This is a genomic window from Flavobacterium branchiarum, assembly GCF_030409845.1.
Taxonomy (GTDB): Bacteria; Bacteroidota; Bacteroidia; order Flavobacteriales; family Flavobacteriaceae; genus Flavobacterium; species Flavobacterium branchiarum.
In genome coordinates this window covers 180,838-206,232 of sequence record NZ_JAUFQQ010000005.1, presented here as the reverse complement: position 1 = coordinate 206,232, position 25,395 = coordinate 180,838, and the positions used below count along the sequence as shown (strand labels likewise).

22 protein-coding genes are annotated in these 25,395 nt (G+C 31.8%); 13 read left to right on the top strand and 9 right to left on the bottom strand.

Annotated elements, in window-relative coordinates; genetic code table 11:
* The 5 genes from QWY99_RS12925 to QWY99_RS12905 all read right to left on the bottom strand — a co-directional run bounded on the left by QWY99_RS12925 (position 1) and on the right by QWY99_RS12905 (position 4,812).
* On the bottom strand, positions 1-432 hold the full coding sequence (locus QWY99_RS12925) for a DUF6146 family protein (protein ID WP_290265877.1): 432 nt from the start codon (positions 430-432) through the stop codon (positions 1-3).
* A 311-nt stretch (positions 433-743) separates the two neighbouring features.
* The gene (locus tag QWY99_RS12920; RefSeq protein ID WP_290265875.1) at positions 744-1,301 is read right to left on the bottom strand and encodes a DUF937 domain-containing protein; all 558 of its coding nucleotides are present in this window, start codon (positions 1,299-1,301) and stop codon (positions 744-746) included.
* 104 nt (positions 1,302-1,405) lie between these two features.
* Positions 1,406-2,356 carry a D-2-hydroxyacid dehydrogenase gene (locus tag QWY99_RS12915; protein ID WP_290265874.1) on the bottom strand — a complete coding sequence of 317 codons (951 nt, stop codon included), beginning with the start codon at positions 2,354-2,356 and terminating at the stop codon, positions 1,406-1,408.
* 229 nt (positions 2,357-2,585) lie between these two features.
* On the bottom strand, positions 2,586-3,656 hold the full coding sequence (serC, locus tag QWY99_RS12910) for a 3-phosphoserine/phosphohydroxythreonine transaminase (protein WP_290265873.1): 1,071 nt from the start codon (positions 3,654-3,656) through the stop codon (positions 2,586-2,588).
* Between the two features lie 91 nt (positions 3,657-3,747).
* On the bottom strand, positions 3,748-4,812 hold the full coding sequence (locus QWY99_RS12905; RefSeq protein ID WP_290265872.1) for an acyl-CoA reductase: 1,065 nt from the start codon (positions 4,810-4,812) through the stop codon (positions 3,748-3,750).
* 131 nt (positions 4,813-4,943) lie between these two features.
* Between QWY99_RS12905 and QWY99_RS12900 the strand changes: the two genes are divergently transcribed.
* From QWY99_RS12900 to QWY99_RS12890, 3 genes are all read left to right on the top strand, one after another.
* Positions 4,944-5,294 (top strand): 4Fe-4S dicluster domain-containing protein, encoded by a 351-nt coding sequence (locus QWY99_RS12900; RefSeq protein ID WP_129537800.1) that lies wholly within the window; start codon positions 4,944-4,946, stop codon positions 5,292-5,294.
* On the top strand, positions 5,284-5,724 hold the full coding sequence (locus tag QWY99_RS12895; protein WP_290265868.1) for a hypothetical protein: 441 nt from the start codon (positions 5,284-5,286) through the stop codon (positions 5,722-5,724). The genes QWY99_RS12900 and QWY99_RS12895 overlap by 11 nt, the downstream gene beginning before the upstream one ends.
* Before the next feature lie 144 nt (positions 5,725-5,868).
* On the top strand, positions 5,869-7,032 hold the full coding sequence (locus QWY99_RS12890; RefSeq protein ID WP_290265866.1) for a hypothetical protein: 1,164 nt from the start codon (positions 5,869-5,871) through the stop codon (positions 7,030-7,032).
* 69 nt (positions 7,033-7,101) lie between these two features.
* Here QWY99_RS12890 and QWY99_RS12885 read toward each other — a convergent pair whose 3' ends face one another.
* Positions 7,102-9,768, bottom strand: a complete 2,667-nt coding sequence (locus QWY99_RS12885; RefSeq protein WP_290265864.1) for a TonB-dependent receptor — start codon at positions 9,766-9,768, stop codon at positions 7,102-7,104.
* A gap of 234 nt (positions 9,769-10,002) precedes the next feature.
* Between QWY99_RS12885 and ychF the strand changes: the two genes are divergently transcribed.
* From ychF to QWY99_RS12835, 10 genes are all read left to right on the top strand, one after another.
* A complete protein-coding gene (gene ychF, locus QWY99_RS12880) occupies positions 10,003-11,097 on the top strand; it encodes a redox-regulated ATPase YchF (protein ID WP_290265863.1) in 1,095 nt (364 codons plus the stop codon).
* 353 nt (positions 11,098-11,450) lie between these two features.
* A complete protein-coding gene (locus QWY99_RS12875) occupies positions 11,451-12,368 on the top strand; it encodes a YihY/virulence factor BrkB family protein (protein WP_290265862.1) in 918 nt (305 codons plus the stop codon).
* Between the two features lie 10 nt (positions 12,369-12,378).
* The gene (locus tag QWY99_RS12870) at positions 12,379-12,903 is read left to right on the top strand and encodes an NADPH-dependent FMN reductase (RefSeq protein ID WP_290265860.1); all 525 of its coding nucleotides are present in this window, start codon (positions 12,379-12,381) and stop codon (positions 12,901-12,903) included.
* 27 nt (positions 12,904-12,930) lie between these two features.
* Positions 12,931-14,109 carry a nicotinate phosphoribosyltransferase gene (gene pncB, locus QWY99_RS12865; protein WP_290265858.1) on the top strand — a complete coding sequence of 393 codons (1,179 nt, stop codon included), beginning with the start codon at positions 12,931-12,933 and terminating at the stop codon, positions 14,107-14,109.
* Positions 14,110-14,268: 159 nt separating this feature from the next.
* Positions 14,269-16,140 carry a DNA topoisomerase IV subunit B gene (locus tag QWY99_RS12860; protein ID WP_290268218.1) on the top strand — a complete coding sequence of 624 codons (1,872 nt, stop codon included), beginning with the start codon at positions 14,269-14,271 and terminating at the stop codon, positions 16,138-16,140.
* A 192-nt stretch (positions 16,141-16,332) separates the two neighbouring features.
* Positions 16,333-17,469 carry an AAA family ATPase gene (locus tag QWY99_RS12855; protein WP_290265856.1) on the top strand — a complete coding sequence of 379 codons (1,137 nt, stop codon included), beginning with the start codon at positions 16,333-16,335 and terminating at the stop codon, positions 17,467-17,469.
* Positions 17,447-18,538 carry a hypothetical protein gene (locus tag QWY99_RS12850; RefSeq protein ID WP_290265854.1) on the top strand — a complete coding sequence of 364 codons (1,092 nt, stop codon included), beginning with the start codon at positions 17,447-17,449 and terminating at the stop codon, positions 18,536-18,538. The genes QWY99_RS12855 and QWY99_RS12850 overlap by 23 nt, the downstream gene beginning before the upstream one ends.
* A complete protein-coding gene (locus QWY99_RS12845) occupies positions 18,535-20,202 on the top strand; it encodes a DUF262 domain-containing protein (protein ID WP_290265852.1) in 1,668 nt (555 codons plus the stop codon). Before QWY99_RS12850 ends, QWY99_RS12845 begins: the two co-directional genes overlap by 4 nt.
* Before the next feature lie 47 nt (positions 20,203-20,249).
* Entirely contained in the window at positions 20,250-22,973 is a 2,724-nt protein-coding gene (locus tag QWY99_RS12840; protein WP_290265851.1) for a DNA gyrase/topoisomerase IV subunit A, read from the top strand.
* A gap of 144 nt (positions 22,974-23,117) precedes the next feature.
* Positions 23,118-23,411 (top strand): hypothetical protein, encoded by a 294-nt coding sequence (locus QWY99_RS12835; protein WP_290265850.1) that lies wholly within the window; start codon positions 23,118-23,120, stop codon positions 23,409-23,411.
* A 77-nt stretch (positions 23,412-23,488) separates the two neighbouring features.
* Here the strand turns inward: QWY99_RS12835 and QWY99_RS12830 are convergent, their stop codons facing one another.
* From QWY99_RS12830 to QWY99_RS12820, 3 genes are all read right to left on the bottom strand, one after another.
* A complete protein-coding gene (locus QWY99_RS12830) occupies positions 23,489-24,265 on the bottom strand; it encodes a TerC family protein (RefSeq protein ID WP_290265849.1) in 777 nt (258 codons plus the stop codon).
* Positions 24,266-24,309: 44 nt separating this feature from the next.
* The gene (locus QWY99_RS12825) at positions 24,310-24,681 is read right to left on the bottom strand and encodes a DNA topoisomerase IV (protein ID WP_290265846.1); all 372 of its coding nucleotides are present in this window, start codon (positions 24,679-24,681) and stop codon (positions 24,310-24,312) included.
* Positions 24,682-24,818: 137 nt separating this feature from the next.
* Entirely contained in the window at positions 24,819-25,394 is a 576-nt protein-coding gene (locus QWY99_RS12820) for a DUF1572 domain-containing protein (RefSeq protein ID WP_290265844.1), read from the bottom strand.
* Between the last annotated feature and the right edge of the window lies 1 nt (position 25,395).

Below are 25,395 nucleotides of genomic sequence, written 5' to 3'. Positions count from 1 at the left end.
TTATCTTGAAGGGACGTATCCTGCTAGCTTTTGTTTGTAAGTATTTTGAAAATAAATCATGTAGTTATAGATTAAGTAGTTTACTTCGTATCCATAATTTATAGTTGGGTCATAATCAATTCTCATTTCGTATAGATTAGGATTGTAGCGGAACGGTTGTGAAACTCTGCTATTCCATTCTTGAACATATTGTCGGTTTTTGTTTTCTAAATAAGATTGTGAATAATAATTTCGAGGTAATGCCATTGAAGCTAGCCAAGTACTAAAGCCACTATCGATTATTATTACTTCGTATTCGAGATCATCATTTGCAATACGAACGGTGTCATTTACCGAAGAAGCTGGTTTCTTTGCAACTGCTACATTTGTTTTTTGAGTGGAGCAAGCCACAATAACAAACAAAATAAGGAATATGTAAATACCGTTTTTCATGACCTAAATGTTGAAATATAAATTTACAAAAAAATCAACGAAGCTCTTTCTTATTTAACAGTTTTTGAAGAGAGGTTCTAAGTTTTAAGCAACAAAGAGGCAAAGGTTTTCCGAAGAGATACACAGCAGTAGATCTTTAATTGGGAGTAAAATGCTGAAAATTTTGAGAAACAGAGTCAAAAAAAAGCTGTTTACATTTATGTAAACAGCTTTGGAATGTTTTTTTTAATCTTAGATTCTCAGAATCTAACCTCTCAGTATAAAATCTTTTGTTCCTTTGCAACTCTGGACCTTTGTCCCTTAAAGAAAGCCTATTTCCCAAATAGTTTCCCTAATAATCCTCCGATACCACCACTTTTGGTTGCTTCCATTGCGTCGCTAATATCTACTTTTCCATCTCCATTTTGGTCTAAGCCAAATTGCATTCCGTACTTATTAATGGTTTCCATTATTCCAGATGCCTGCCCTCCGTTTCCTGAAATAGCACTGATAAGGTCTGATATTTGAAAACTACTATCGTTAGGATCTTTTGCTTTTCCTACAAGAGAACCTAAAATTTGAGGAATCATGCTACTTGCAACGCTGCTAGATGCTTCGGTACTTAACCCAAATTTTTCACCAAGATTTCCTGTGAGCTGTTGTGTTAATTGTTGTACAACAGGATTTGAATTATCAATAGTTGAATTTCCTTGAAATAAACCAGCAAGTTGTTCTACGCCTCCTTCAGAAGCAATTTTTTGTAATCCCGAAAGTATAGAGTTACTTGTTTCATTCAATACAGCCTCATTTTGTTCATTAGGGATAGCGGCATTGTTTACAACAGTGCTACCTCCGTACTGTTGTACTAATTGTGTTAATTGCTCAAACATGGTTTTTTTAGGATTTAGATTAGAACTCAAATTTAATGAAAAAAAGAAAGGGATTTATTAAACGATGTTAATAAATCCCTTTCAAGTAATTTAATTATAGTTGATTAGCTCAATAAAGTAATAATTTGTTGTGCTAATTCTGTACCAATTCTGTCTTGTGCTTCTCCAGTTGCTGCACCAATATGTGGAGTCAATGAAATTTTTGTATGCATTAAAATAGCCATTTCTGGTTTTGGTTCGCTTTCAAAAACATCTAATCCAGCAAAAGATACTTTTCCGCTGTCTAATGCTTTTACCAAAGCAACTTCATCGATAACACCACCACGAGCACAGTTTACAATACCAACGCCATCTTTCATGATTGCCAATTCTTTCTCTCCAATGATGTAACCATTTTGAGCAGGAACGTGTAATGTAATAAAATCAGATTCTTTAAATAAAGACTCTAATGATTGTGAAACGATAGTTGTAGTTATTGATTGTCCGTCAAAGAATTCTACTTTTACATCTACTGTTGGAATAAAACTATCTGCAGCGATAACTTTCATTCCTAATCCTAAAGCCATTTTTGCAGTAGCTTGACCAATACGGCCAATACCAACAATACCAAGAGTTTTTCCTCTTAATTCCGTTCCGTTTGCATATGCTTTTTTCAAACCATCAAAGTTTGTATCTCCTTCAAGAGGCATGTTTCTGTTAGAATCGTGTAAAAAACGAACTCCATTAAACAAGTGTCCAAAAACTAATTCGGCCACTGATTCAGATGATGAAGCAGGAGTATTAATTACATGAATCCCTTTGCTTTTTGCATAGTCAACATCAATATTATCCATACCAACACCACCACGACCAATAATTTTTAATCCAGGGCAAGCATCGATAATATCTTTACGAACTTTAGTAGCGCTACGTACTAAAACTACGTCTACATTGTTTTCGTTTACAAAATTAGCCACTTGTTCTTGTGCTACTTTTGTAGTTATAACTTCAAATCCACCTTTTTCTAAAGCTAGAATTCCACTTTTAGAAATTCCGTCATTTGCTAATACTTTCATTTCTTTTTTTATTTTTTATTCGGTTATCTCTTTAATGTTTATATAAAGTGATAACGTCAATTATATTATTTTTTTATTGTTTAAGGAGCTATCCCGATAGCTATCGGGACCAGCTATCATTCCAATCTTTTCTTGATCCTTCCTTTGTCAGGATGGCAATAAAAGGATTTTCCCTTCTATCTGGGCTAGAACACCTATGTGTTAAATTGATGTTTTAGTAAACTAAGAACTAAACTTTACTTTCTAAAGCTTTCATTACATCCACTAATACCTGAACGCTTTCTATTGGCATTGCATTGTAAATAGATGCTCTGTATCCACCAACTGAACGGTGACCAGGTAAGCCAGAAATATTAGCTTCTTTCCACATAGCATCAAATGTTGCTGTATGATCAGGATTGTTTAATAAGAAAGTAACGTTCATCTTAGAACGATCTTCTACAACTGCAGCACCTTTAAACAAAGGATTTCTATCAATTTCAGCATAAAGCAATGCAGCTTTTGCGTCATTTAATTTTTCAACAGCTGCAACACCGCCCATTTTTTTGATCCATTGTAATGTCAATAATGAAGCATATACAGGGAAAACAGGAGGAGTATTAAACATACTTTCTGCTTTAATATGTTTGCTATAATCTAACATACTTGGAATAGCACGTCCGTTTTTACCAAGAATTTCTTCTTTAATAACAACTAGCGTAGTTCCTGCAGGTCCCATATTTTTTTGAGCACCAGCGTATATAAGGTCAAATTTAGAAAAGTCGATAACACGTGAGAATATATCCGAACTCATGTCACAAACCAACGGAACATTTACCGATGGAAACTGTTTCATTTGTGTACCAAAAATGGTGTTGTTACTTGTGCAGTGAAAATAATCTGCATCTGCAGGTACTTCGTAACCTTTTGGAATATGATTATAATTTTCATCTTTAGAAGAACCAACGATTACTGTTTCTCCAAAGAATTTCGATTCTTTAATTGCTGCAGAAGCCCATGTACCTGAGTCTAGATAAGCAGCTTTTCCGTTTTCTTTCATTAAGTTATACGGAATCATTAAGAATTCTAAACTAGCACCTCCAGCAAGAAAAAGAGCTTGATACCCTTTGCCTTCAAGGCCTAGTAATTCGATTACAAGTGCTCTAGCTTCGTCCATAACAGCAACGAAATCTTTACTTCGGTGCGAAATTTCAAGGATAGATAACCCAGAATCATTAAAATTTAAAATTGCTTGTGCTGATTTATCAAAAACTTCTTGCGGTAAAATACAAGGTCCTGCGCTGTAGTTGTGTTTTTTCATGGTGTAGTTAAGTTCCAATAATTTTTAGAAACGCAAATTTCGGGAATAGGAGTCAAAAAATCGTTAAATAATTCGCAATAATTATAAGGTTTTAACTCAATGTTATTAACAAAAACGATATAGTATCTACGTTGTCCGCATAATCCCATAGCTCAGGAGTTTGTGTTTTTCCAAATGGAATGCTGTTTTCGATTAGATTATTGCTTACAATGCATTGAATTTGCTCGTTCTCAGCTTGTAAACGTTGTTTTAAATCCTCAATATTGCTGTATTTTTCATAAAAAACACTCGAAATTGGAGAAGCATGGCTAGTATCTTCCTTCAAAGTTAGAAAACCATTATCTAGTAATTTAAAATTGCTCATCAAGAAAACGGCTTTATTGTAGTCGTAATTGTTGGCATATTTCTCGTAATGAATAACATCCTGATATTCGAAAATTGCTTCAAAAAAAGCATCAAATTTATATCCTTCTGGAACAAACAGTTTAGAAACATTTCGGCATCCTAAACCAAAATATCTAAAAATATCTTCACCCAAAGCAACTAATTGATCTTTAGTTTCTTCTCCGTTTAATACAGCAATAGAGTTTCTGCTTTTTCGTATGATTGAAGGTTTATCTTTAAAATAATATTCAAAATAACGAGCTGTATTATTGCTTCCTGTAGCAATTACTGCATCAAAATTCTCTAGTTTTCCTTCTACAAAAGTAATTTTATCAGCAAAATCAGGATTAATCGCGATAAGATATTTGGCTAAAAAAGGGAGTAAGTGTTGATCGTTTGAAGAAGTCTTTACAAGTACACTATGACCTGTAATTAAAACACATAAAAAATCATGAAACCCAACTAGCGGAATGTTTCCTGCTAAAATTAGTGCTACATTTTTAGGCTCTTTTATGTTTATATCGTATGCTGAAAGCCATTTGTCTAAGTTTTCTTCTGTCAATGCTTGAGCCCAAGATTGGATAGAAAAATAAACCTGTTCTGGTGTGTACCAACCATTATGTGATTGAGACAGGTTAATTAGCTTTATGAAATCATCAAAAAACAAGTCATTACTTAAAACATTATTGTCTTTTCTACAATCATTTTCGGCAAATTGGCTTAAAAATTGGCCGAGTTTTATAAAAGATTGTTTTTTTTCGTTTTGTAACATAAGTAATTTGTATATGAATAGTTTTGATTGTAATTTTGCACAAAAATAAGCTATATAAGTTATAAGACAAAGCAGAATAAAATCTTATTTATTTCTGAACTTGTAACTTTTAACTCGTAACCAAAAATAAAATGGCAATAATTATAACCGACGAATGTATCAATTGTGGTGCTTGTGAACCAGAATGCCCAAATACAGCAATCTATGAAGGTGCTGATGATTGGAGATACAAAGATGGAACAAAACTATCTGGAAAGATAATTTTACCAGACGGAACGGAAGTTGATGCAGAAGATGCTCAAACTCCAATTTCGGATGAAGTTTACTATATTGTTCCTGGGAAATGTACGGAATGTAAAGGATTTCATGATGAACCTCAATGTGCTGCTGTATGTCCGGTTGATTGTTGTGTGCCAGATGATAATCATGTTGAAGATGAAGAAACCTTGTTGAATAGACAAGCGTTTTTGCATGGTGAATAAACTTCGGAATTTTATTAGAAATAGAGCTGTAATTTTTACTTTTTTACTAGTATTTACAGTGTTTATTGGTCTTAAAATTATAAATCTTGATAATTATTATTTTTATGATGGAAAAATAATTGGTTTGCACAAAGCAGCAACCAATCATACCTCGGCTGGACGTGGTTCTTCATTATTAATTACAAGAAAAATTCCCGAAATTGAATATTATAAAAGTAAAGACACTATTAGATGTTATCAGAAAGATTTAAGATTGTTTACAAATTTTGAATTAAATGAGAAAATAACAGTAATGTTTGAAAAAGAGAATGATAATAAAACTAAAGCCAAAATTTACAGTTTATTTTATTATTGGATTGATTATAATGAATTGATACTTCTCTTATTTGTTTTTATATTTATTCTAGGCTTCATTAAGAACTTTATGTAAAAAAAAATATTGAAAATCCTGAGTGTAATGCTCAGGATTTTTTTGTTAAAATATTTTTTTTTGACTTGTAGTCATTGAATACTTTTTTTTACTAATTTGGTAATATTATTTTTACATTTAAATTAGTGTCTTTATTAAGAGTATATGAATAGATTATTTTTTTTGCTTTTTATGTTATTTAGCATGAGTGTTTTAGCTCAAAGTAAGGAATACTCTATTGTTGTTAAAGATGCCTATACCCAACTTCCTATAGATGACGCTACAGTTGTCGTGCTTAAAACCAAGCAGATTTTATTGAGTAATCAAGACGGAAAAGTAACTTTTATGTTGACAGGTAGTTCTAGTTTTCAAGTTTTGGAAGCAAATTACGAGCCATTAATCGTTCGATGGGCATCATTAAAAGACGATGAATTTGTAATTTATTTAAAAAATAAGAAGAATAAATTAGATGAAGTTGTTGTGTCAAAAGATTCTCCAGATAAAATATTACATAAAATTGTTTCCAATTCTTTGAAGAAATTAGCCGTTTCTTGTAGGTTAAAAGTTTACGTAAGAGAGTTTTTTATACTCGATAATAAATATTCATACTATAATGATGGACTTGTGAACTTTCAGTTCGAAATAAATCAAAAAGAACCCACTACTACATTGTTAGTAGAGCAAAATAGATCGTACGGATTGATAGATTCAGATGTAAGTAAGGATCTAAAGGGGTATAACTTGAATAATATTATGGAAAATTATTATAGTTTAAATTATTTAGATCCCATTTTAGATTCAAAAAGTAAGAAAGTATATGATTTCATCATAAAAGGACATCCTACTAATAAAGATTATTATGTTATGTTCATAAAACCAATAAAGTTATCTGATAAGGTAATGGATAGTTTTGAAATTGTTTATGATCCTGAGAAGAAATTAATAATTGAATTTATGATTGTTACCACGCCAGAAACAGCAATTAAAATTGAGGATAAAACAAGTGTAGGAGCTAAGAATGTAACAAGATCTCTTGTTAAAGTAAACTATAGAGTGGATGGTTCAGATTATTATTTATTGAGTTCAAATGAAGAAATAGCTTATGATCTTGTGTTAAAAGATAAAATCAAAAACATTCAAGTTCGTAATAGTTTTATAACAACAAATTTCAATAAACAAAAGTTTACCCATAGAGAAAGTGATGTTTTTAAAGAGAAAACACTCTTTAATAAAAAGAATAAGATTTTGACTAATTACTGGGATACTTCAGGATTTAGAGCTACAGATCAAGAAAAAATATTAATAGCGACATTAGATTATAAGATGTAGTTTTTAAAAAGAGTAACAAAAAAATCCTGAGATAGCTCAGGATTTTTTTTGTGTTTATATATTTTCAGATTAAAAAGTAAATCCAAGTCTGGCGTAATAATATGCCCCACTGAATCCCATTTGTACAGCGTCCCAATATCCACCAGCTTCAGTGTTTCCTTGTTCGTCTTGTTTTGATGGGTACACATTGAATAAGTTATTACTTCCAACGCTAAGTTTTAATGATTTGGTTAATTGATATCCTAGGGTTAAATCGGTAACTATTCTGTCATGATAAACGTCGTCTTCATCACCGTAATCAACTAAAACAACTTTACTGAAATGAGTAAAAGCTAAACCAGCATCAAATTTTTGTCTTGCATAGTTTAAGTTTAAGCCAAATTTATTCTTAGGTGCCGATGCCAATAGAAATGCTCTTTCGCGTCTTCCAAAAAATGTATCTTCTGGTAAATCACCATTTTTTACTTTGTCAATTTTCATGTTATTGATGTTCCCTACTAGAGTAGCGCTAAATAGTGATGCTCCAAATTTTTTCTTCCATGCCAGAACCAAATCCAAACCAGTAGTTTTGGTATCTACACCGTTTACAAAAAACTGCGCTTCGGCAACACCAATATTCAATGGAGCAGCATCAAAGTAACCAGTAAGTACGATACGATTTTTAACTTTTATAAAATAACCATCAACTGTAGCTGTAAAATCGCCAAAATTAGCTGTGAATCCTAGTGATGCATTTACTGCTTTTTCTTCGTTTAATTTCTGAATTCCAAATGCTTTGGTTACAGGGCTATCGTTTGGAGCGAGTAAAACTTCAGTAGCGCCACTGGCATTAAAATTAGTAAAATGCAAGTTGTAGTAAATCTGTGCCAATGAAGGAGCACGGAATCCTGTACTTACTGATCCTCTAAAGTTTATGTTTTTGCTTGCTTTTAAACGCATTGCTAATTTACCATTTAGAGTGCTTCCAAAATCACTGTAATTTTCAAAACGCACTGCTCCGCTTATTAAAAAAGAATCGGTAATATCTAATTCGGCATCAGTATACAAAGACAAGTTACTACGGCTTCTGTCAACCGTATTTAGAGGGCTGTACCCTGGAAAACCTTGTGATCCACCTGGTCTTGGTATAGTTGGGCTAGAAGTTGGGTCTGTAGGATCGTAATCAGGATTAGGAACAGTCGGAGCACTTTGAGTTGTAGGATCAGTTATAGGTCTTCCGTTAGTGTCGTAAGTTGAATAAGATCCTTCGTCACCAGCAAAAATGGTAAATCTTTCAGTACGGTATTCAGCACCAAAAGCGATGTTCAATCCGTTGAGTACAGAATCGTAGTTTTTTGAAAAATCTAAATTGGTAGTATTTTGTGTAAGCGTATGTCCTCCAGCATCAAATTCAGTTGGAGAAGCTGCTTCGAGTGAAGCATTAATAGTTCCTTTTATGTAATAATGAAAAAGGTTTTTTCCGTAGGTATTGCTAATGTCAATTTTCCATCCGCTAGCAGTTTGTGTTCTAAATCCTGCGGTCAATGAATTATCGATAATATTAGATGTGATTCTTGGCGTGTAGCCACCAGGATAAATAGATTCTACAACTCTTTCACCATCATTTCTTGTAAAAGCGTAGGCATCAGTGTCTCTGTAGTTTCTTCCTCCAAAGGCATAGAATTCTGTTTTCTCAGATACAGGAACAGCCATGTTTGCAAAAAGATTAAAGCTTTGTATTTCGGCATCACCAAAACCTTTTCTAAAATCATATGCAGGACGAAGTGTTTTGTTCTTATTGATGTATTCTGTAGTGAAATTAGCAAAACCACCTTTTTCTCCAATGGCAACACCATAATTAGCCGCCACTTTTACAGATCCACCATCAAAAGCTTGATTTTTTCCATATGAATTTCCGTTTCCGTTTTGGTCCAATCTAAAGTTTTTCGTGTTTGGAGTTCCAGGTAGAAAATCTCCTTTGGCTTTAGTGTTAAAAAAACCATAAGTAACCGAACCGCTCAGTTCGTCAATATTGTCGTTTAATACAATATTAATAACTCCAGCAATGGCATCAGAGCCATATTGAGCAGCGGCACCATCTCTTAGAATCTCTATCCTTTTTATGGCAGCAGCCGGAATAGCATTTAAATCCGTTCCAGTATTTCCACGGCCACGAGTTCCAAATAAATTAACAAGCGACGATTGGTGTCTTCTTTTTCCATTTATTAAAACCAATGTTTGGTCAGGGCCTAAACCTCTTAATGAAGCTGGATCAACGTGATCGGCTCCATCAGAACCCGATTGTTTGTTGGCGTTAAACGAAGGTGCGATATATTGCAGTAATTGATTGATTTCTAGTTTTCCACTTTGAGTAGTAACATCTTTTATATTAATGATATCAATTGGTACAGCCGAATTAACGACGGTTCTTTTGGTATTTCTAGATCCTACAATAACAACATCTTTTAAAGTTTGTCCGCCATTTTCGTTCATTATGATGTCAATAATGCCGTTAGTAGCATTTTTTTCAGCATTTGTGTATCCAACATAGCTAAAAACTAATACAGCTCCATCTTTTACTTTTATAATGTAACCTCCTTGCATGTCGGTAGATACGCTATTTGTAGTTCCTTTTTCTATAATGTTAACTCCAGAAAGCACTGCTCCTGTATTGTCTTTTACGACACCACTAATTTCTTTTTGTGCAAAAAGGAATGTGATATTTAGTAAAAATGATAATAATATAATCTTTTTCATAATTAATTGAGTTTGGTTTATTATTGAGTTGGTTGTGTAGTTAAAGTTACTGTTTTTTAACAAAACATTAATATAAAGTTTAATTTTATTTAAGAGAAGGTCTAAAAGTGCATTAATACATAGTTTTTGTTCGGCGACGAAGTTTTAAATCTTATATTTGCAAACTTTTAAAAGTGAGAACATAAATTTCGGCAGATTTGAACAGCTGAAAATAAAAATAAATAGAAACTACATATGAAAGCAGGAATTGTAGGATTGCCAAATGTTGGAAAATCAACATTATTTAATTGTTTATCAAATGCAAAGGCGCAAAGTGCAAACTTTCCTTTTTGTACAATTGAACCAAATATTGGTGTTGTAAACGTACCAGATCCAAGAATAGAGAAATTAGAAGAATTGGTAAAACCAGAGCGTGTTCAAATGGCAACTGTAGATATCGTTGATATTGCAGGTTTGGTAAAAGGAGCAAGTAAAGGGGAAGGATTAGGAAATCAATTCTTAGGAAATATCAGAGAGTGTAACGCGATTATTCACGTTTTACGTTGTTTTGATAATGATAATATTGTTCACGTAGATGGGAATGTAAATCCAATTCGTGACAAAGAAACAATTGACATTGAGTTGCAATTAAAAGATTTAGAGACAGTTGAAAAACGTTTAGAAAAAGTAAATCGTGCAGCAAAAACTGGAAATAAAGAAGCACAAACAGAAAAAGCTCTTTTAGACAGAATTAGAGAGTCTTTATTGCAAGCTAAATCAGCTCGTACTATTATACCTCAAAATAATGATGAAGAGGTTTTAATGGAATCTTTTCAGTTGATTACTGCAAAACCAGTATTGTATGTTTGTAATGTTGACGAAAGTGCAGCAGTAAGCGGGAACAAATATGTAGATCAGGTTCGTGAGTTGGTAAAAGACGAAGATGCTGAGGTTATTATCCTTTCAGTAGGAGCAGAGGCTGATATTACAGAATTAGAAAGCTACGAAGAGCGTCAAGTTTTCCTAGAAGATATGGGATTGCAAGAGCCAGGAGCATCAGTTTTAATTCGTGCAGCTTATAAGTTATTGAAGCAACAAACTTATTTCACAGCAGGAGTAAAAGAAGTTCGTGCTTGGACAATTAATATTGGATCAACTGCGCCACAAGCAGCAGGAGTTATCCATACTGATTTCGAAAAAGGATTCATTCGTGCAGAAGTAATTTCATACGAAGATTTCGTTCATTACGGTTCTGAGGCAAAAGCTAAAGAAGCAGGGAAATTTAAAGTAGAAGGAAAAGAATATATCGTAAAAGATGGTGATGTAATGCACTTCCGTTTTAACGTATAATTTTTTTAAAAAATAAGAAAAGAATAGATTGAGACTGCTGAAGAAATTCAGCAGTTTTTTTATGCCTAAAATTCAGTTGCTTTAGCTGTGAAAGCTGTGTGGATATTTTATAGTTTTGGTACCTTTTCCAGCTTTCCATTACAAGATTTTTTCGATAAACCCTTTTTTGTAATACTATAAAAAGAGCTTCTTTTAGTCGCTTTTTTATAGCAACAAAAAAATAGTTTTTTCTCAAAAATGCTTTTCATTCCAATCTGGGGTATTCATGGGTAAAGTATAACATTTGATGTAAATAAGAGAATGTTGTATTTTTAATATTACCTATATTTGAGAGAACTATTAATTGTATTGATGTGAATAAACGAAATATATTATCTAAATCATGGTATCTGTTAAAAACTACATTCTTTGAGTTTAACGATGATAATGCTATAAAGCTAAGTGCTGCATTAGCGTATTATACCATTTTTGCACTTCCTCCTTTGTTAATAATAATTATAACGATTTGTGGGTTTTTCCTCGGAGAAGATGCCGTTTCGGGTGAGCTTTATGGTCAAATCAACGAATTAGTAGGCAATAGCGCAGCAATACAAATTCAGGAAGCGATAAAAAATGCGCAATTATCTGATAATAATAGTTTAGCAACAATTTTTGGAGTGGGGATGTTGCTAATTGGAGCTTCGGGAGTATTTGCCGAAATTCAAAGTTCAATTAATTTTATATGGGGATTGAGAGCAAAGCCAAATAAAGGACTCAAGAAGTTTATACAAAATAGATTGATGTCGTTTTCAATGATAGTTTCTGTTGGATTCTTAATGTTGGTGAGTCTTTTTGTGAGTACAATTTTAGATTTAATGAGTGCTCGTTTAAAACTGTATTTTCCCGAGAGTACCGTTTATCTTTTTAATACCATAAATTTGTGTATTATCTTTATTAGTATCACAATACTCTTTGCAATTATATTTAAAGCTTTGCCAGATGGAAAAATAAAATGGAAAGATGCTTTTATTGGGGCGTCTTGTACATCTGTACTTTTTATGATAGGAAAGTTTGCAATAGGATTTTATTTAGGAAGTTCAACAATAGCGTCGGTATACGGAGCAGCGGGATCGGTAATAATAATTTTAGTTTGGGTCTATTATTCGGCAATTATTCTGTATTTTGGAGCTGAATTTACAAAGGTCTATGCTAAGACATTTGGAGGTAAAATTTACCCGAATGAATATTCGGTAGAAATAAAAAAAGAAATTTTAGAGATTAATGAAATCTAAAAATAAAACCATGAAAATAATAGCTTTCGCAGGAAGTAACAGTCAGCATTCGATCAATAAGAAATTAGCAACCTATGCTGCAAATCAATTCAAAAATGCCGAAATAGAAGTTTTGGATTTAAATGATTTTGCAATGCCATTATTCAGTGTTGATGTTGAAAAAGAAATAGGGCAACATCCAAAAGCAATAGCTTTTCTTGCAAAACTAAAAGAAGCCGATACTTTGGTAGTGTCAATGGCAGAAAACAATGGTAATTATTCAGCTGCTTTCAAGAATGTTTTCGATTGGTGTTCTCGAATTGAGAAAGATGTGTTTCAGTATAAGCCAGTGTTATTAATGGCGACATCTCCTGGAGCAAGAGGAGGAGCATCGGTTTTAGAAATTGCTCAAAAAGCATTTCCACGTTATGGAGCAGAAATTAAAGCTAGTTTTTCATTACCAAGTTTTAATGCTAATTTTGACGAGGTAAAAGGAGAAATCTCCAATAACGAACTAAAAGAGCAATTAGATGCTCTAATAAGCTCCAACTTTTAAAACAAACAAGAATAAATAAGATTGCTTATGGTGACAATTTTTTTGAAATCGATATTAGATAATGATTTCTATAAATTTACGATGCAGCACGCTGTGATTAAGTTATTCCCTAAAGCAAAAGTAAGGTATAAGTTTATAAATAGAGGAAAGCATGTTTTTCCTCCGGGATTTGCAATTTTATTACGCCACTCCGTAGAGGCAATGGCAAAGTTACAATTAACTCAGGAAGAGAAATTATACTTAAAGAAGCATTGTCATTATTTAGATCCAACTTATTTTGATTTCTTACAAGGATATACATTTGATCCGTCAGAAGTTGTAATAGAGCAGGTTGGTTCAGATTTAGATATTACAATCGAAGGGTTCTGGTATCGTACTATTTTATGGGAAGTTCCATTGATGGCTTTAATTTCTGAGCTTTTTTATGCTTCTCAAGGTTTAGAAAGAATAGACGATCAGGCAGTTCAGGCTATTACCAAAGGCAAGATAGAAAGTTATAATGCATTGGGAGCGGCAGTTTTAGAATTTGGAACAAGGCGACGTCATTCTTATAAAGTACATGCATTAGTCAATGAAACGCTTGCTACTTTTGGACAGGAAAGTTTTCTCGGTACAAGTAATGTGCATTTAGCAATGCTTAATGGGAAGCGACCTTTAGGAACACATGCGCATGAATGGTTTATGTTTCATGCAGCACAATATGGTTTTAAAGTGGCTAATGTAATTGGATTAGAAAATTGGGCACAAGTTTATGGGGGCGATTTAGGAATCGCTCTGACAGATACATATACAACAGAAGTTTTCTTTGAGCAATTCGATAAAAAACACTCCAAACTTTTTGATGGTGTTCGTCATGACAGTGGAGACCCAATAGAGTTTGCTAAAAAAACAATTGCACATTATGTAAAAATGGGAATTGATCCTAAGTCAAAAATTATTGTTTTCTCAGATTCATTAAATTTAGAAAAAGTAAAAGTTATATCCGATTTTTGTAAAGACAAGATAAAAATGTCATTCGGAATCGGTACAAACTTCACCAATGATGTTGGTTTGCCAGCTATGAATATGGTTGTGAAATTAACTGAAACAAAACCAGATTTTACCCATTGGGAGGGAGTAGTAAAACTTTCTGATGAAAAAAATAAAAATACGGGAACTCCCGAAATGATTGCTTTGGCAAAACAAGTTTTGGGAATTAAGTCTTAAAATTTTATCTATAAAGCATTTTTTTTATTGTTTTAATGAGTTTCTCTTTTTGATTTAAATAAATGCGTTTAAAAGATGCTAATTATTAATAACTTTCAAAAGATTGACTTTCATTTTTTAAGGAGATATAGTACATTAGCAAAAAATCCAAATTCATTTATGCTAGAGCAAAATCAATATAACGAAGATAATATTCGATCACTCGACTGGAAAGAACATATTCGTATGCGTCCCGGAATGTATATTGGGAAACTAGGAGATGGATCCTCTCCAGATGATGGTATTTATATTCTTTTAAAAGAGGTTTTAGATAACTGTATCGATGAGTTCGTTATGGGTGCAGGAAAAACTATCGAGGTGACTATCAGAGATAAAACAGTTTCGGTTCGTGATTACGGACGTGGAATTCCTCTGGGTAAAGTTGTTGATGTAGTTTCGAAAATGAATACTGGAGGTAAATATGATTCAAAAGCCTTTCAAAAATCAGTAGGTTTAAATGGAGTAGGAACCAAGGCAGTAAATGCACTTTCGAATTATTTCCGTGTAGAATCTGTTCGTGATGAGAAGCAAAAAGCAGCCGAGTTTTCAGCAGGAAATTTAGTTCATGAAGAAGATATAATTGATACTACAAAGAGAAAAGGAACAAAAGTCACTTTTATCCCAGACGAAGCCATTTTTAAAAATTATAAATTCAGATTAGAATATGTAATTAAAATGGTTAAAAATTATTGTTACCTAAACAATGGGTTGACGATTATTTTTAATGGCGAGAAATATTATTCTGAAAATGGTCTTAGAGATTTATTAGAAGAAACAATCAATGCAGAGGATTTAGAGTATCCAATTATCCACTTAAAAGATACTGACATTGAGATTGCTTTAACGCATAGTAAAACACAATATAGTGAAGAATACCACTCTTTTGTAAATGGTCAGAATACAACACAAGGAGGAACGCACTTAGCAGCCTATAGAGAAGCGGTTGTAAAAACCATTAGAGAATTTTATAACAAAAACTTCGAAGCATCAGATGTTCGTAAATCGATTGTAAGTGCGATAAGCATTAAGGTAATGGAACCTGTTTTTGAATCTCAAACCAAAACCAAATTAGGTTCGATGGATATGGGATCAGATGACGGAACGCCAGCCGTATCAGTTCGTACATTTGTAAATGATTTCGTTAAAACTAAATTAGATAACTATTTACATAAAAATCCTCCAACTGCCGAAGCATTACTTCGTAAAATCTTACAAGCAGAAAGAGAACGTAAAGAATTATCTGGAATTAGAAAACTAGCGACAGATCGTGCTAAGAAAGCCAATCTTCACAATAAAAAATTAAGAGATTGTCGTGCACATCTTCCAGATACAAAGAATCCTAGAAACTTAGAAAGTACTTTGTTTATTACCGAGGGAGATTCGGCTTCGGGATCAATTACCAAGTCAAGAGACGTTAATACACAAGCCGTTTTTAGTTTGCGTGGTAAGCCTCTGAACTCCTACGGAATGACAAAGAAAATTGTGTATGAAAACGAAGAATTCAATTTACTGCAAGCAGCTTTAGATATTGAAGACGGATTAGAGAAGCTACGATATAATAATATTGTAATCGCAACCGATGCCGATGTCGATGGAATGCACATTCGCTTGTTGTTGATTACTTTTTTCTTGCAATTTTTCCCTGAATTAATAAAAGAAGGGCATTTGTATATCTTACAAACACCTCTTTTTAGAGTTCGTAATAAAAAAGAAACGATCTATTGTTATTCAGAAGAAGAACGAAAAGCAGCTATCGAAAAACTAAAACCTAAGCCAGAAATCACGCGATTTAAAGGTTTAGGAGAGATTTCGCCAGACGAGTTCAAGAATTTTATTGGAGACACCATTCGTCTTGATCCTATTATGATGGATAAAAACACATCGATAGAACAATTATTGTCTTTCTATATGGGTAAAAACACACCAGACAGACAAGAGTTTATTATCAAGAACTTGAAAGTGGAATTGGATGCGATAGAAGAAGAGGTTTAAAAGGAAAATAGCAAATATAAAAACCGCATTCATTGATTGCGGTTTTTAATGTAAAAAAATCTACGACAGTGTTGTAGAATTTGAATTACGGAATCATTGATTTCGTAATTCAAATTTTTAATTTATTTAGATTATTCAAAATAAAGAATAAAAGATTATCTATTTAAGTGTTTAATCATAAAAATATACCAAATGATAAATAAAATATCGTTTAAAAATTATAAGCTTTTTAAAGAAAAGCAAACACTAGAATTAAAACCAATAACTATTTTGATTGGTAAAAATAATAGTGGTAAAAGTGCTGTTTTGAAATTACCGGTATTAATTTCAAATAGCTTAAAAGGGTTACCTGTAAATTGGAAATATAAGATAGGAGAAGATAGTGTTAATTCAATTGAACTAGGAACTGATTTTAAAGATTTGGTTTATAACAGAAATGAAAAAAGTTTTATTGAGTTTTCCGTCTCTAATGGAAAAGAATGCCTTGAAATTGCACTAAATAAGGAAGATGGCGTTTTAGAATACAAGTTAAATAGTATTGAAATTGATGTTTCTTCTGATTTTAAAGGGTTTTTATTAGATGGAAAGAAAATTGAAGGGTTAAGTTTAAGTATTGATTATCTGGGTGCAATAAGAATAGAGCCTGATTCAGATTATGTTTTTTCAAATGATGTTTATGAAAAAATAGGAATAAAAGGGCAAAATGCATATCCTATTCTTATCAATGACTTTAATAACACAGGTCAACTTATTAACAAAGTAAGTGATTGGTATAGAAGTAATTTCGAAAATTGGCAATTGAACGTTATTGAAACAAAAACTGTTACAGAAACAAAGTATGAAATTGCTATTTCAAATTCTGTTTTAAATTCAATAAATATAAAGCAAACAGGTCAAGGAATTCATCAGGTATTGCCACTAATAGTTCGTACTTATGTGGAAGATGTTAATCCAACTTTAATAATAATTGAAGAACCTGAAACTCATTTGCATCCTGCTGCACATGGTAATTTAGCAGAAAGGTTTGTTGATTCTTTTTTAGAGAATAATAATAAAAATTATTTAATTGAAACTCATTCTCAAAATTTTGTTTTAAGAATGCGAAGGCTAGTTGCAGAAGGTAAATTAGCACCAGAGCAATTAGCAATTTACTATGTAGATTTCGATGAAGAGTTAAACGATAGTAGTTTAGAGGTAATAAATATAGATTCCGGAGGAGGAGTAGACAGATGGCCTGATGGTATATTTGCTGAAACTACTATAGAAACAAGAGCAATTTATAATGCACAAATTAATGATCTGAAGAATGTGGGTAGAGATAGAGAGTGATATATTTAAGAAAGCAGAATTTAAGAGTTTAAATTTTTTATTCCAAATATTATCGTGGTCTGTAAATAATGGAACAGCAAGATATAATATATTTGTTGATACTCAAAAAGTTCAAAGTTTTGAAAATTTTGATATATTATCAAAGATTGAAAAGTCTTTAAAGCAATTTTTAGATACTGAATTTGATTATTTCATAAACTCAAACTCAAGTAACAAGTTAAGAGATTATAAAATAACTTATAAAAAATCAAAAAACTGTTTTAATATTGAAGAAGCAATACAGTTTTTTAGTCAACCTGTTTCTATAATTTTGGAGAATAATAAAAATGATAGTGCATTTATAATTTCTATCATTGAGCATTTTGGAAAAGAGAATGGTACGAATAAAGTAAAAAGTCATTTTAATAATAATTGGCTAAAATTTGAGAATGCTGGAGGATGTTCTAATATATCAAATTTTATGGAAATGTTTTTGAAACAATTTCAAAATTTATCTTTAAAGAATCAAAGACCTCTTTCAGATTATTTTAGAGGTTTAATCATTATTGATAGTGATAAAGAATATTTTGCTCAGCCATTGAAGCATATTGCATTGTTAAAGAGTTTAAATGCTTTAGGAGTTTCAGATGACCAAATTCATATTCTTGAAAAAAGAATGATGGAAAATTACTTGCCAGATGAAGTTTTTAGAGATATCAGAAATCAATTTAGAGGAAATTTAGAGATACAGCATTGGATTGATGCTTATCTTAATTTAGATGAGGATCAAAAAGATTTTGTGAACATTCCAGACGGGTTTCCTCCTAAAAAAAATAAATTTCATAATGATGGAAATAGGAAGAATTTGGATCAAGATATTTTAAGTTTTTTCAATATGAGTATTAATGATATTAATTTCCTTAGATTAGATAAAGGGTTTGATTTTAAGGGTTTTACTTCTAATGGGGAGTTTAAAAATGAATTTCCTAAATTATTTAGTAAACAAATAGTTAATAAAGCCTCTTTAAATAATAGGGATGGTAAAAATGAATTAGGACAAATTTTTCAAAAGATTAATGATTTATTATGAGTGAACAAATAAATATAAGGCCGGATAAGGATAAGATATCTAGTTATATTTCAAATTTTGAAAAAGGGAACCTACAAGTCCCAGCATTTCAAAGGAAATTTGTATGGAATAATGAAAAAAAGTTAGATTTATTTGATAGTATTAAAAGAGGTTATCCAATAGGATCAGTTTTGTTATGGCAACCTAATTTTGAAAGCGAAGAGGATTATCAAAAATTTGGTGGTGACAAATTGGGAGCTTATTATATTCCAAAAAGAAATACTAATTCGTTTTATGTATTAGACGGCTTTCAAAGATTGTCAACTTTAATTGGATGTTTGTTGCATCCTCAAAAAGCGAAATTAAAAGGAATTGTTAGAGATGAAAAAGAATGGTTTAAAGAGTTTAATATCGTATATAATCTTAGAGACGAATTGTTTGAGATGAATCGTTTAAAGGATTTTGAAGGATTGAAAAATTATCAGATTCCTATTTATAAATTAGTTGATGGTAAAGAGTTTTTTAATTTTCAAAAAAGCTTATTTAAAGAGGAACAGGAAACTATTGAAGAATATATTGAAAAATATGAAGAGATTAGTTTAATTTTTCAAAGTTATGAATTGCCAAATATTAATGCCTATGGGGGGTCTATAACTGAAGCAGTTGATATATTTCAAAGATTAAATTCTACAGGTGCTCCAATAACAAAAGATTGGGTTATTTCAGCATTAGCATATGGTCAAGATAGAAATTATCATTTTGCTACAGAAATTGATTTATTATTAGACGATGATTTATCAAAATATAATTTCCAGAATATAAAAAGAGAAGTTATTTTACAATGTATTACAAATTCTTTTGGAGGTGTATATTTTGACCAAGTTTCTAAAAATAGTAATAAAAAACTCGAAGAACTTGTCAAAAGAGAAGATTTTATACCAATTGCAAAAGATACCTTTATTGCAATTGAAAAAACTTCTAAGTTTTTCTTTGAAAATTTAAATGTATTAGATTCAAGATATATTCCATATAATAATCAATTTATTTTTATAAATGATTTTTTTAGTAAGGTTGATAATCCAAATAATAAGCAACTTGAAGAATTAAAAAGATGGTTTTGGATAACTTCATATTCTAATTATTTTACAATATATAATTTAAGTAAACAAAGACTTGCATATAATAAATTTCAAGATTTTATATATGTTAATTCAAATCCAGTTTTTTACGATAATCAAGAAAAATTTGAGTCTTTAGAATTTCCTGACAAAATTGATATGGGAAGTGTAAGGAAGAAATCACTTGCTTTATTTATGATTAGTTATTCTATTAATGGAAATATTTTTTTGAAAGGAGAAACTTTAGTAGCTGATAATATATCAAGTGTTAAAACGTATAAACTTTTTAAAGATTATGTTTTGTCTGAAAACACAGTTTTTGTAATAGAAAAATATAATTCTACGGAAAATTTCCCAAAATCATTAAAGGATCTTTCATTTATGCTTTTAAAAGAAAATAATGGAAAATTTAGTGAATATTTCATTAATGAGGATATGCGTGAAGAATATGAAAAAGGCAATATCGAAGAAGTTCTTAAAATTAGAAAAAAATTAATAGTTGGAGCGGAAAGGTTATTTGTACAGAGTTTAGGGATTTCTTATAATGACCCCTTGCTTCCTTTTTAAAAGTGAATTTTTATGATCAAAACAAAATCAAAAATTGATTTTACAATATGAAAGACGAAGAAGACGATAACATAATTCCAGATAACGAAGAAAATAATTACGAGGAGAATAACTCTATTGATGAAAATCAAGAAGAGGAGGACTCTGAGGAAATTATTAAAGTAGATGCTAAACACTTTGAGGGGCAGCATTTTTACGAAAATAACGAAGACAGCGGTGATACTATTACCAAAGTTACCGGTATGTACAAAGACTGGTTCTTGGATTATGCTTCGTACGTAATTCTAGAACGTGCTGTTCCTGCTATCGAAGATGGATTTAAACCTGTACAACGACGTATTATGCACTCTCTTAAAGAGTTGGATGATGGTCGTTATAATAAAGTTGCCAACGTAGTAGGGCACACCATGCAGTATCACCCACACGGAGATGCGAGTATTGGTGATGCAATGGTACAAATTGGACAAAAAGATTTATTAATAGATTGTCAAGGTAACTGGGGTAACATCTTAACAGGAGATGGTGCTGCAGCTTCGCGTTATATCGAAGCACGTTTGTCTAAATTTGCTTTGGAAGTATTATATTCTCCAAAAATTACTGATTGGGGTGTTTCTTATGACGGACGTCGTGCAGAACCAAACAATCTTCCAGTAAAATTCCCATTGCTTTTGGCGCAAGGAGCCGAAGGTATTGCGGTAGGACTTTCTACAAAAGTATTGCCACATAACTTTAATGAATTAATTGATGCTTCGGTAAAGATTCTTAAAGGAAAACCGTTTACATTATATCCTGATTTTATGACTCAGGGTATTGCAGATATATCTAACTACAATGATGGAATGCGTGGCGGAAGAGTTCGTGTGCGTGCCAAAATTAGTCAGTTGGATAAGAATACACTTGTAATTACACAAATCCCATTTTCGACCAATACGACTACTTTAATTGATAGTATTTTGAAAGCCAATGATAAAGGCAAAATCAAAATTAAAAAGATTGAAGACAATACAGCGGCCGATGTTGAGATTTTAATACATCTTTTTCCTGGAGTTTCACCAGATAAAACAATCGATGCATTATTTGCTTTTACTGCCTGCGAAACTTCGGTAGCGCCTTTAGGTTGTGTTATTGAGGATAATAAGCCGTTGTTTATTGGAGTGTCTGCTATGTTGAAAATTTCAACAAATAGAACAGTCGATTTACTTCGTCAAGAATTGGAAATCCAATTAGAAGAATTAAAAAACAAATGGCATTTTTCTACTTTAGAGAAAATCTTCATTCGTGAAGAAATGTATATTGAATTCAAATTATACGGAGACAAAGAAGGATTATATAAATATATGTATGATCGATTTGAGCCGTTCAAAAAATCATTCGTTAGAGAAATTAACGATGATGATTTACAACGATTAACTCAGATTCCGATGATTCGTATTACTCGTTTCGATTCAGACAAAGCCGATGATCTTATCGCTAGGTTAGAAGATGAAATGAAGGAAGTAGAATACAACTTGGCTAATTTAATAGATTTTGCAATTGCCTATTTTACCAAACTAAAAGAAAAGTACGGTAAAGGTCGCGAACGCCAAACTGAGTTGCGTATTTTTGATGATATTGAGGCTACCAAAGTAGTTTTAAGAAATACTAAGTTGTATGTAAACAGAGAGGAAGGTTTTATTGGAACAAGCTTAAAAAAGGATGAATATTTAACTGACTGTTCAGATATTGATGATGTAATTGTGTTTTTACGTGATGGTAAAATGATGATTACAAAAGTTGATGCCAAGACTTTTGTTGGTAAAGATATTATTCATGTTGCTATTTTTGATAAAAGCGATAAGCGTACAATTTATAATATGATGTATCGTGACGGAAAATCAGGACCTTCGTATATAAAACGTTTCAATGTTTCTGGAGTAACACGTGATAAAGCGTATGATTTAACTAACGAAACAGCAGGTTCGCAAGTAGTTTATTTTTCGCATAATCCTAACGGAGAAGCGGAGGTAATTACTATTTTGTTGCGTCAGGTAGGAAGTATAAAGAAACTAAAATTCGATATAGATTTTGCAGCTTTGGCTATAAAAGGACGTGGATCTAAAGGAAACTTGGTAACGAAATATCCGATTAAGAAAATCGAACTTAAAGAAAAAGGGATTTCGACATTATTGCCAAGAAAAGTTTGGTACGATGATACTGTAAAACGCTTAAATGTTGATGCTCGTGGTGAGTTATTAGGAGAGTTTAAGCCAAGTGATAAAATATTAATCATTAGTCAAACAGGTAAATTGAAGGTGATTGTTCCTGAATTATCAACTCATTTTGATGAAGACATGATCGTTCTGGAAAAATGGAAACCTAAAAAGCCAATATCTGCAATTTATTTTGATGGGGAAAAAGAGCGTTACTTTTTGAAACGTTTTCTGGTAGAAGCTGAAAATAAAGAAGAAAGCTTTATTACAGATCACCCGAATTCTCAATTAGAAATTGTTTCTACAGATTATCGTCCAGTAGCACAATTAATATTCACTAAAGTAAAAGGAGTTCAAAAAGAGGATTTACATATAGATGTGGAAGATTTTATTGCTGTGAAAGGATTTAAAGCATTAGGAAATCAATTAACAGCGGATAAATTGAAACAAGTTAACTTGCTAGATCCATTGCCGTTTGAAGAACCTATAGAGGTAGTTCCAGAAAAACCAGAGTTATCCGAAGAGGATTCGGTTGGGACAGAACTTGAAGACGATGGACAAATCGGATTGGTTTTAGAATAATTTACATTAGGAAAGAAGTTGTCTAATAAACAAGAAGACTTAACAAAATAGAAAAGAGACTATTTCACAAGTGTGAGATAGTCTCTTTTTGCTATAATTTAGTAGTTATAAAAAAAATGGAGTAACTAAACTTATTTAGATAAAATGATAAACGTAAAAAAGGGATTTAATATTCTATTCTATTGGTATTTAGTTTTAAGTGTATTAATGATTTATGGTTGTTTAAACGGTTATTTGAGTTTCGGAAACGGATTAGGAGATCTGTATTATTTGATTTTTAATGTTATTGTTCTCCTCATTATATTGATTATTTATTTTTATGGAATGAAAATCCCTAATAAGACTAATTCTGCTAAGGTTTTTGGAATGGTTCTTATTGTAATTACTATGGTAATCTTAATGTTAAAATTAACGGTTTTAAAAGGTTCAGAAAATTAGTTGTATCTAATGTAGATTTGAGGCAAAAAAAAGCGCTGAGGTTACCCTTAGCGCTTTTTCGTTATAAATATTCGATGTTATTGTTTTGAACGTTTTCTCATTTTCATATTAATAAACTCTACAGCCAATGAGAACGAAATGGCAAAATACAAGTATCCTTTAGGAACTGCGCCTATGTGTTCTCCAACAAGAGATGCATTAGATAAGTGCATACTTTCGGTGATTAGCATAAAACCAATTAAGATTAAAAACGCTAGTCCTAGAACTTGTATTGATGGGTTTGCATTTACAAAGTTTCCAACAGGAACAGCAAATAACATCATTACCATTACCGAAATAATCACAGCAGTAATCATAATAGTTAAAGCGCCTGTAACACCATTTGTCATCCCAACAGCTGTCAAAATAGAATCTACAGAAAAGATTAAATCAATTAGTAAAATTTGCACAATTACATTCGAAAAAGACTTTTTTGCAACACTTTTTAGTGTTTGTTCTTCTTCACCTTTATGATCTACTTTTTCACTAATTTCTTTAGTACTTTTATAAATCAAGAATAATCCTCCTCCTAATAATATCAAAGCTTGTCCAGTAAAATCGGCATTTAACCAACCCCATTTGATACTGAAAACAGTTGCTTTCATAGCAATTAAGTACGAGATACCCATTAATAGAGCAATACGCATGAACATGGCTAAAAATAAACCAATTCGAGTTGCTTTTTTGCGTTCCTCAACAGGAAGCTTTCCAGTTACTATTGATATAAAAATGATATTGTCGATTCCTAAAATAATTTCAAGAAAAGTCAATGTTAATAAAGCAACCCATGCATCGGGATTTAAAAATACTTCCATTTAAAAAAAGGTGTTAATTGTGAGGGGTGAAATTAGGGATCAAATTAATCTATTCGAACAACGGTCCCACGTTGTTTTTGATTTGAACCTACCATTCCGAACTCAAAAGTGTACGAATCTTTGGTAGTGCTTAAAATTTTCATACCGATAGCTTTTTCCTCGGCTTTGTTTTTTGGGTGTTTCTTTTGTAGAACATATTCGCAATCGCTTACCCAACGTATTGTTGCAGTATCCGTTTTACCTTCAAAAGTTTCTATTTCAATATCATCTCTTCGCTCAAAAATGGTTGTTTTTTTAACTCCATCAACGTCGAATTCAAATTTGAATTTTCCTGTTTTAAAATCTTTGCAATTGTGTTCGGTATTGTAACAAGAGGCAACAATAAGTAATAAAGGAAGTAATAGTAATTTTTTCATGGTAAATGATTTATGTAATTTTTTAGGAGCTTTTTCCTGCTTTACACTATAATCTTTTTATTTTTTAAAGAAAAAAATAAAAAGGATTTCCGTTTCAATCAGGGCTACTCAGAACAGACACAAAGGAATAGCATATTTTATTTTAATTTATTAAGCTCTTCATCTGTAAAGTTCTTAATTTCTTTTTCTTGTGCAAATTTAATAGCATTATAACTATTAGATTCTTTTCTTGGAATTGATAGACTTTGCCAGCTAGTATTTTTTAATTGTTTGGCATAAAATACAATTTGCCCCACATGATAAGGATAATGTGCCAATTGTCTGTTGATGGCTTCGATAACCGTATGACCTTCGTTTCTGATATATATAATATCTGACAGCTGATCGGGTTTTAAGCTGTTTAAGGTATCAAAAAGGCATTTCCAACCCTTTTCCCAAGCAGTCATTACTTCTTCTTTGGATTGGAAGTCATTCTCAAATTCGTCATCTCGATTGCGCCATTGTTTTTCGCCATCGGTTGTAAGGAAATCGGTCCAACGCGAAAGCATATTGCCTGATATGTGTTTTACAATAATGGCAATGCTATTTGTATCCTCGTTTATAGAAACAAAAAGTTGTTCGGGTTCAAGTTGATCGATTGCTTTTTCGCCTAGGGTTTTATAATATAAAAACTGTTTTTTAATACTCTCTAAATACGATTCGGATGCAGTCATG

Excerpts from the sequence above, each read along its gene's own strand:
- ychF (WP_290265863.1), top strand. The coding sequence starts at position 10,003 with ATGAAAGCAGGAATTGTAGGATTGCCAAATGTTGGAAAATCAACATTA.
- QWY99_RS12825 (WP_290265846.1), bottom strand. The coding sequence starts at position 24,681 with ATGAAAAAATTACTATTACTTCCTTTATTACTTATTGTTGCCTCTTGT.
- QWY99_RS12895 (WP_290265868.1), top strand. The coding sequence starts at position 5,284 with ATGGTGAATAAACTTCGGAATTTTATTAGAAATAGAGCTGTAATTTTT.
- QWY99_RS12885 (WP_290265864.1), bottom strand. The coding sequence starts at position 9,768 with ATGAAAAAGATTATATTATTATCATTTTTACTAAATATCACATTCCTT.
- QWY99_RS12830 (WP_290265849.1), bottom strand. The coding sequence starts at position 24,265 with ATGGAAGTATTTTTAAATCCCGATGCATGGGTTGCTTTATTAACATTG.
- pncB (WP_290265858.1), top strand. The coding sequence starts at position 12,931 with ATGGTGACAATTTTTTTGAAATCGATATTAGATAATGATTTCTATAAA.
- QWY99_RS12920 (WP_290265875.1), bottom strand. The coding sequence starts at position 1,301 with ATGTTTGAGCAATTAACACAATTAGTACAACAGTACGGAGGTAGCACT.
- QWY99_RS12890 (WP_290265866.1), top strand. The coding sequence starts at position 5,869 with ATGAATAGATTATTTTTTTTGCTTTTTATGTTATTTAGCATGAGTGTT.
- QWY99_RS12900 (WP_129537800.1), top strand. The coding sequence starts at position 4,944 with ATGGCAATAATTATAACCGACGAATGTATCAATTGTGGTGCTTGTGAA.
- serC (WP_290265873.1), bottom strand. The coding sequence starts at position 3,656 with ATGAAAAAACACAACTACAGCGCAGGACCTTGTATTTTACCGCAAGAA.
- QWY99_RS12835 (WP_290265850.1), top strand. The coding sequence starts at position 23,118 with ATGATAAACGTAAAAAAGGGATTTAATATTCTATTCTATTGGTATTTA.
- QWY99_RS12845 (WP_290265852.1), top strand. The coding sequence starts at position 18,535 with ATGAGTGAACAAATAAATATAAGGCCGGATAAGGATAAGATATCTAGT.
- QWY99_RS12905 (WP_290265872.1), bottom strand. The coding sequence starts at position 4,812 with ATGTTACAAAACGAAAAAAAACAATCTTTTATAAAACTCGGCCAATTT.
- QWY99_RS12925 (WP_290265877.1), bottom strand. The coding sequence starts at position 432 with ATGAAAAACGGTATTTACATATTCCTTATTTTGTTTGTTATTGTGGCT.
- QWY99_RS12820 (WP_290265844.1), bottom strand. The coding sequence starts at position 25,394 with ATGACTGCATCCGAATCGTATTTAGAGAGTATTAAAAAACAGTTTTTA.
- QWY99_RS12860 (WP_290268218.1), top strand. The coding sequence starts at position 14,269 with ATGCTAGAGCAAAATCAATATAACGAAGATAATATTCGATCACTCGAC.
- QWY99_RS12870 (WP_290265860.1), top strand. The coding sequence starts at position 12,379 with ATGAAAATAATAGCTTTCGCAGGAAGTAACAGTCAGCATTCGATCAAT.
- QWY99_RS12850 (WP_290265854.1), top strand. The coding sequence starts at position 17,447 with ATGTGGGTAGAGATAGAGAGTGATATATTTAAGAAAGCAGAATTTAAG.
- QWY99_RS12915 (WP_290265874.1), bottom strand. The coding sequence starts at position 2,356 with ATGAAAGTATTAGCAAATGACGGAATTTCTAAAAGTGGAATTCTAGCT.
- QWY99_RS12840 (WP_290265851.1), top strand. The coding sequence starts at position 20,250 with ATGAAAGACGAAGAAGACGATAACATAATTCCAGATAACGAAGAAAAT.
- QWY99_RS12855 (WP_290265856.1), top strand. The coding sequence starts at position 16,333 with ATGATAAATAAAATATCGTTTAAAAATTATAAGCTTTTTAAAGAAAAG.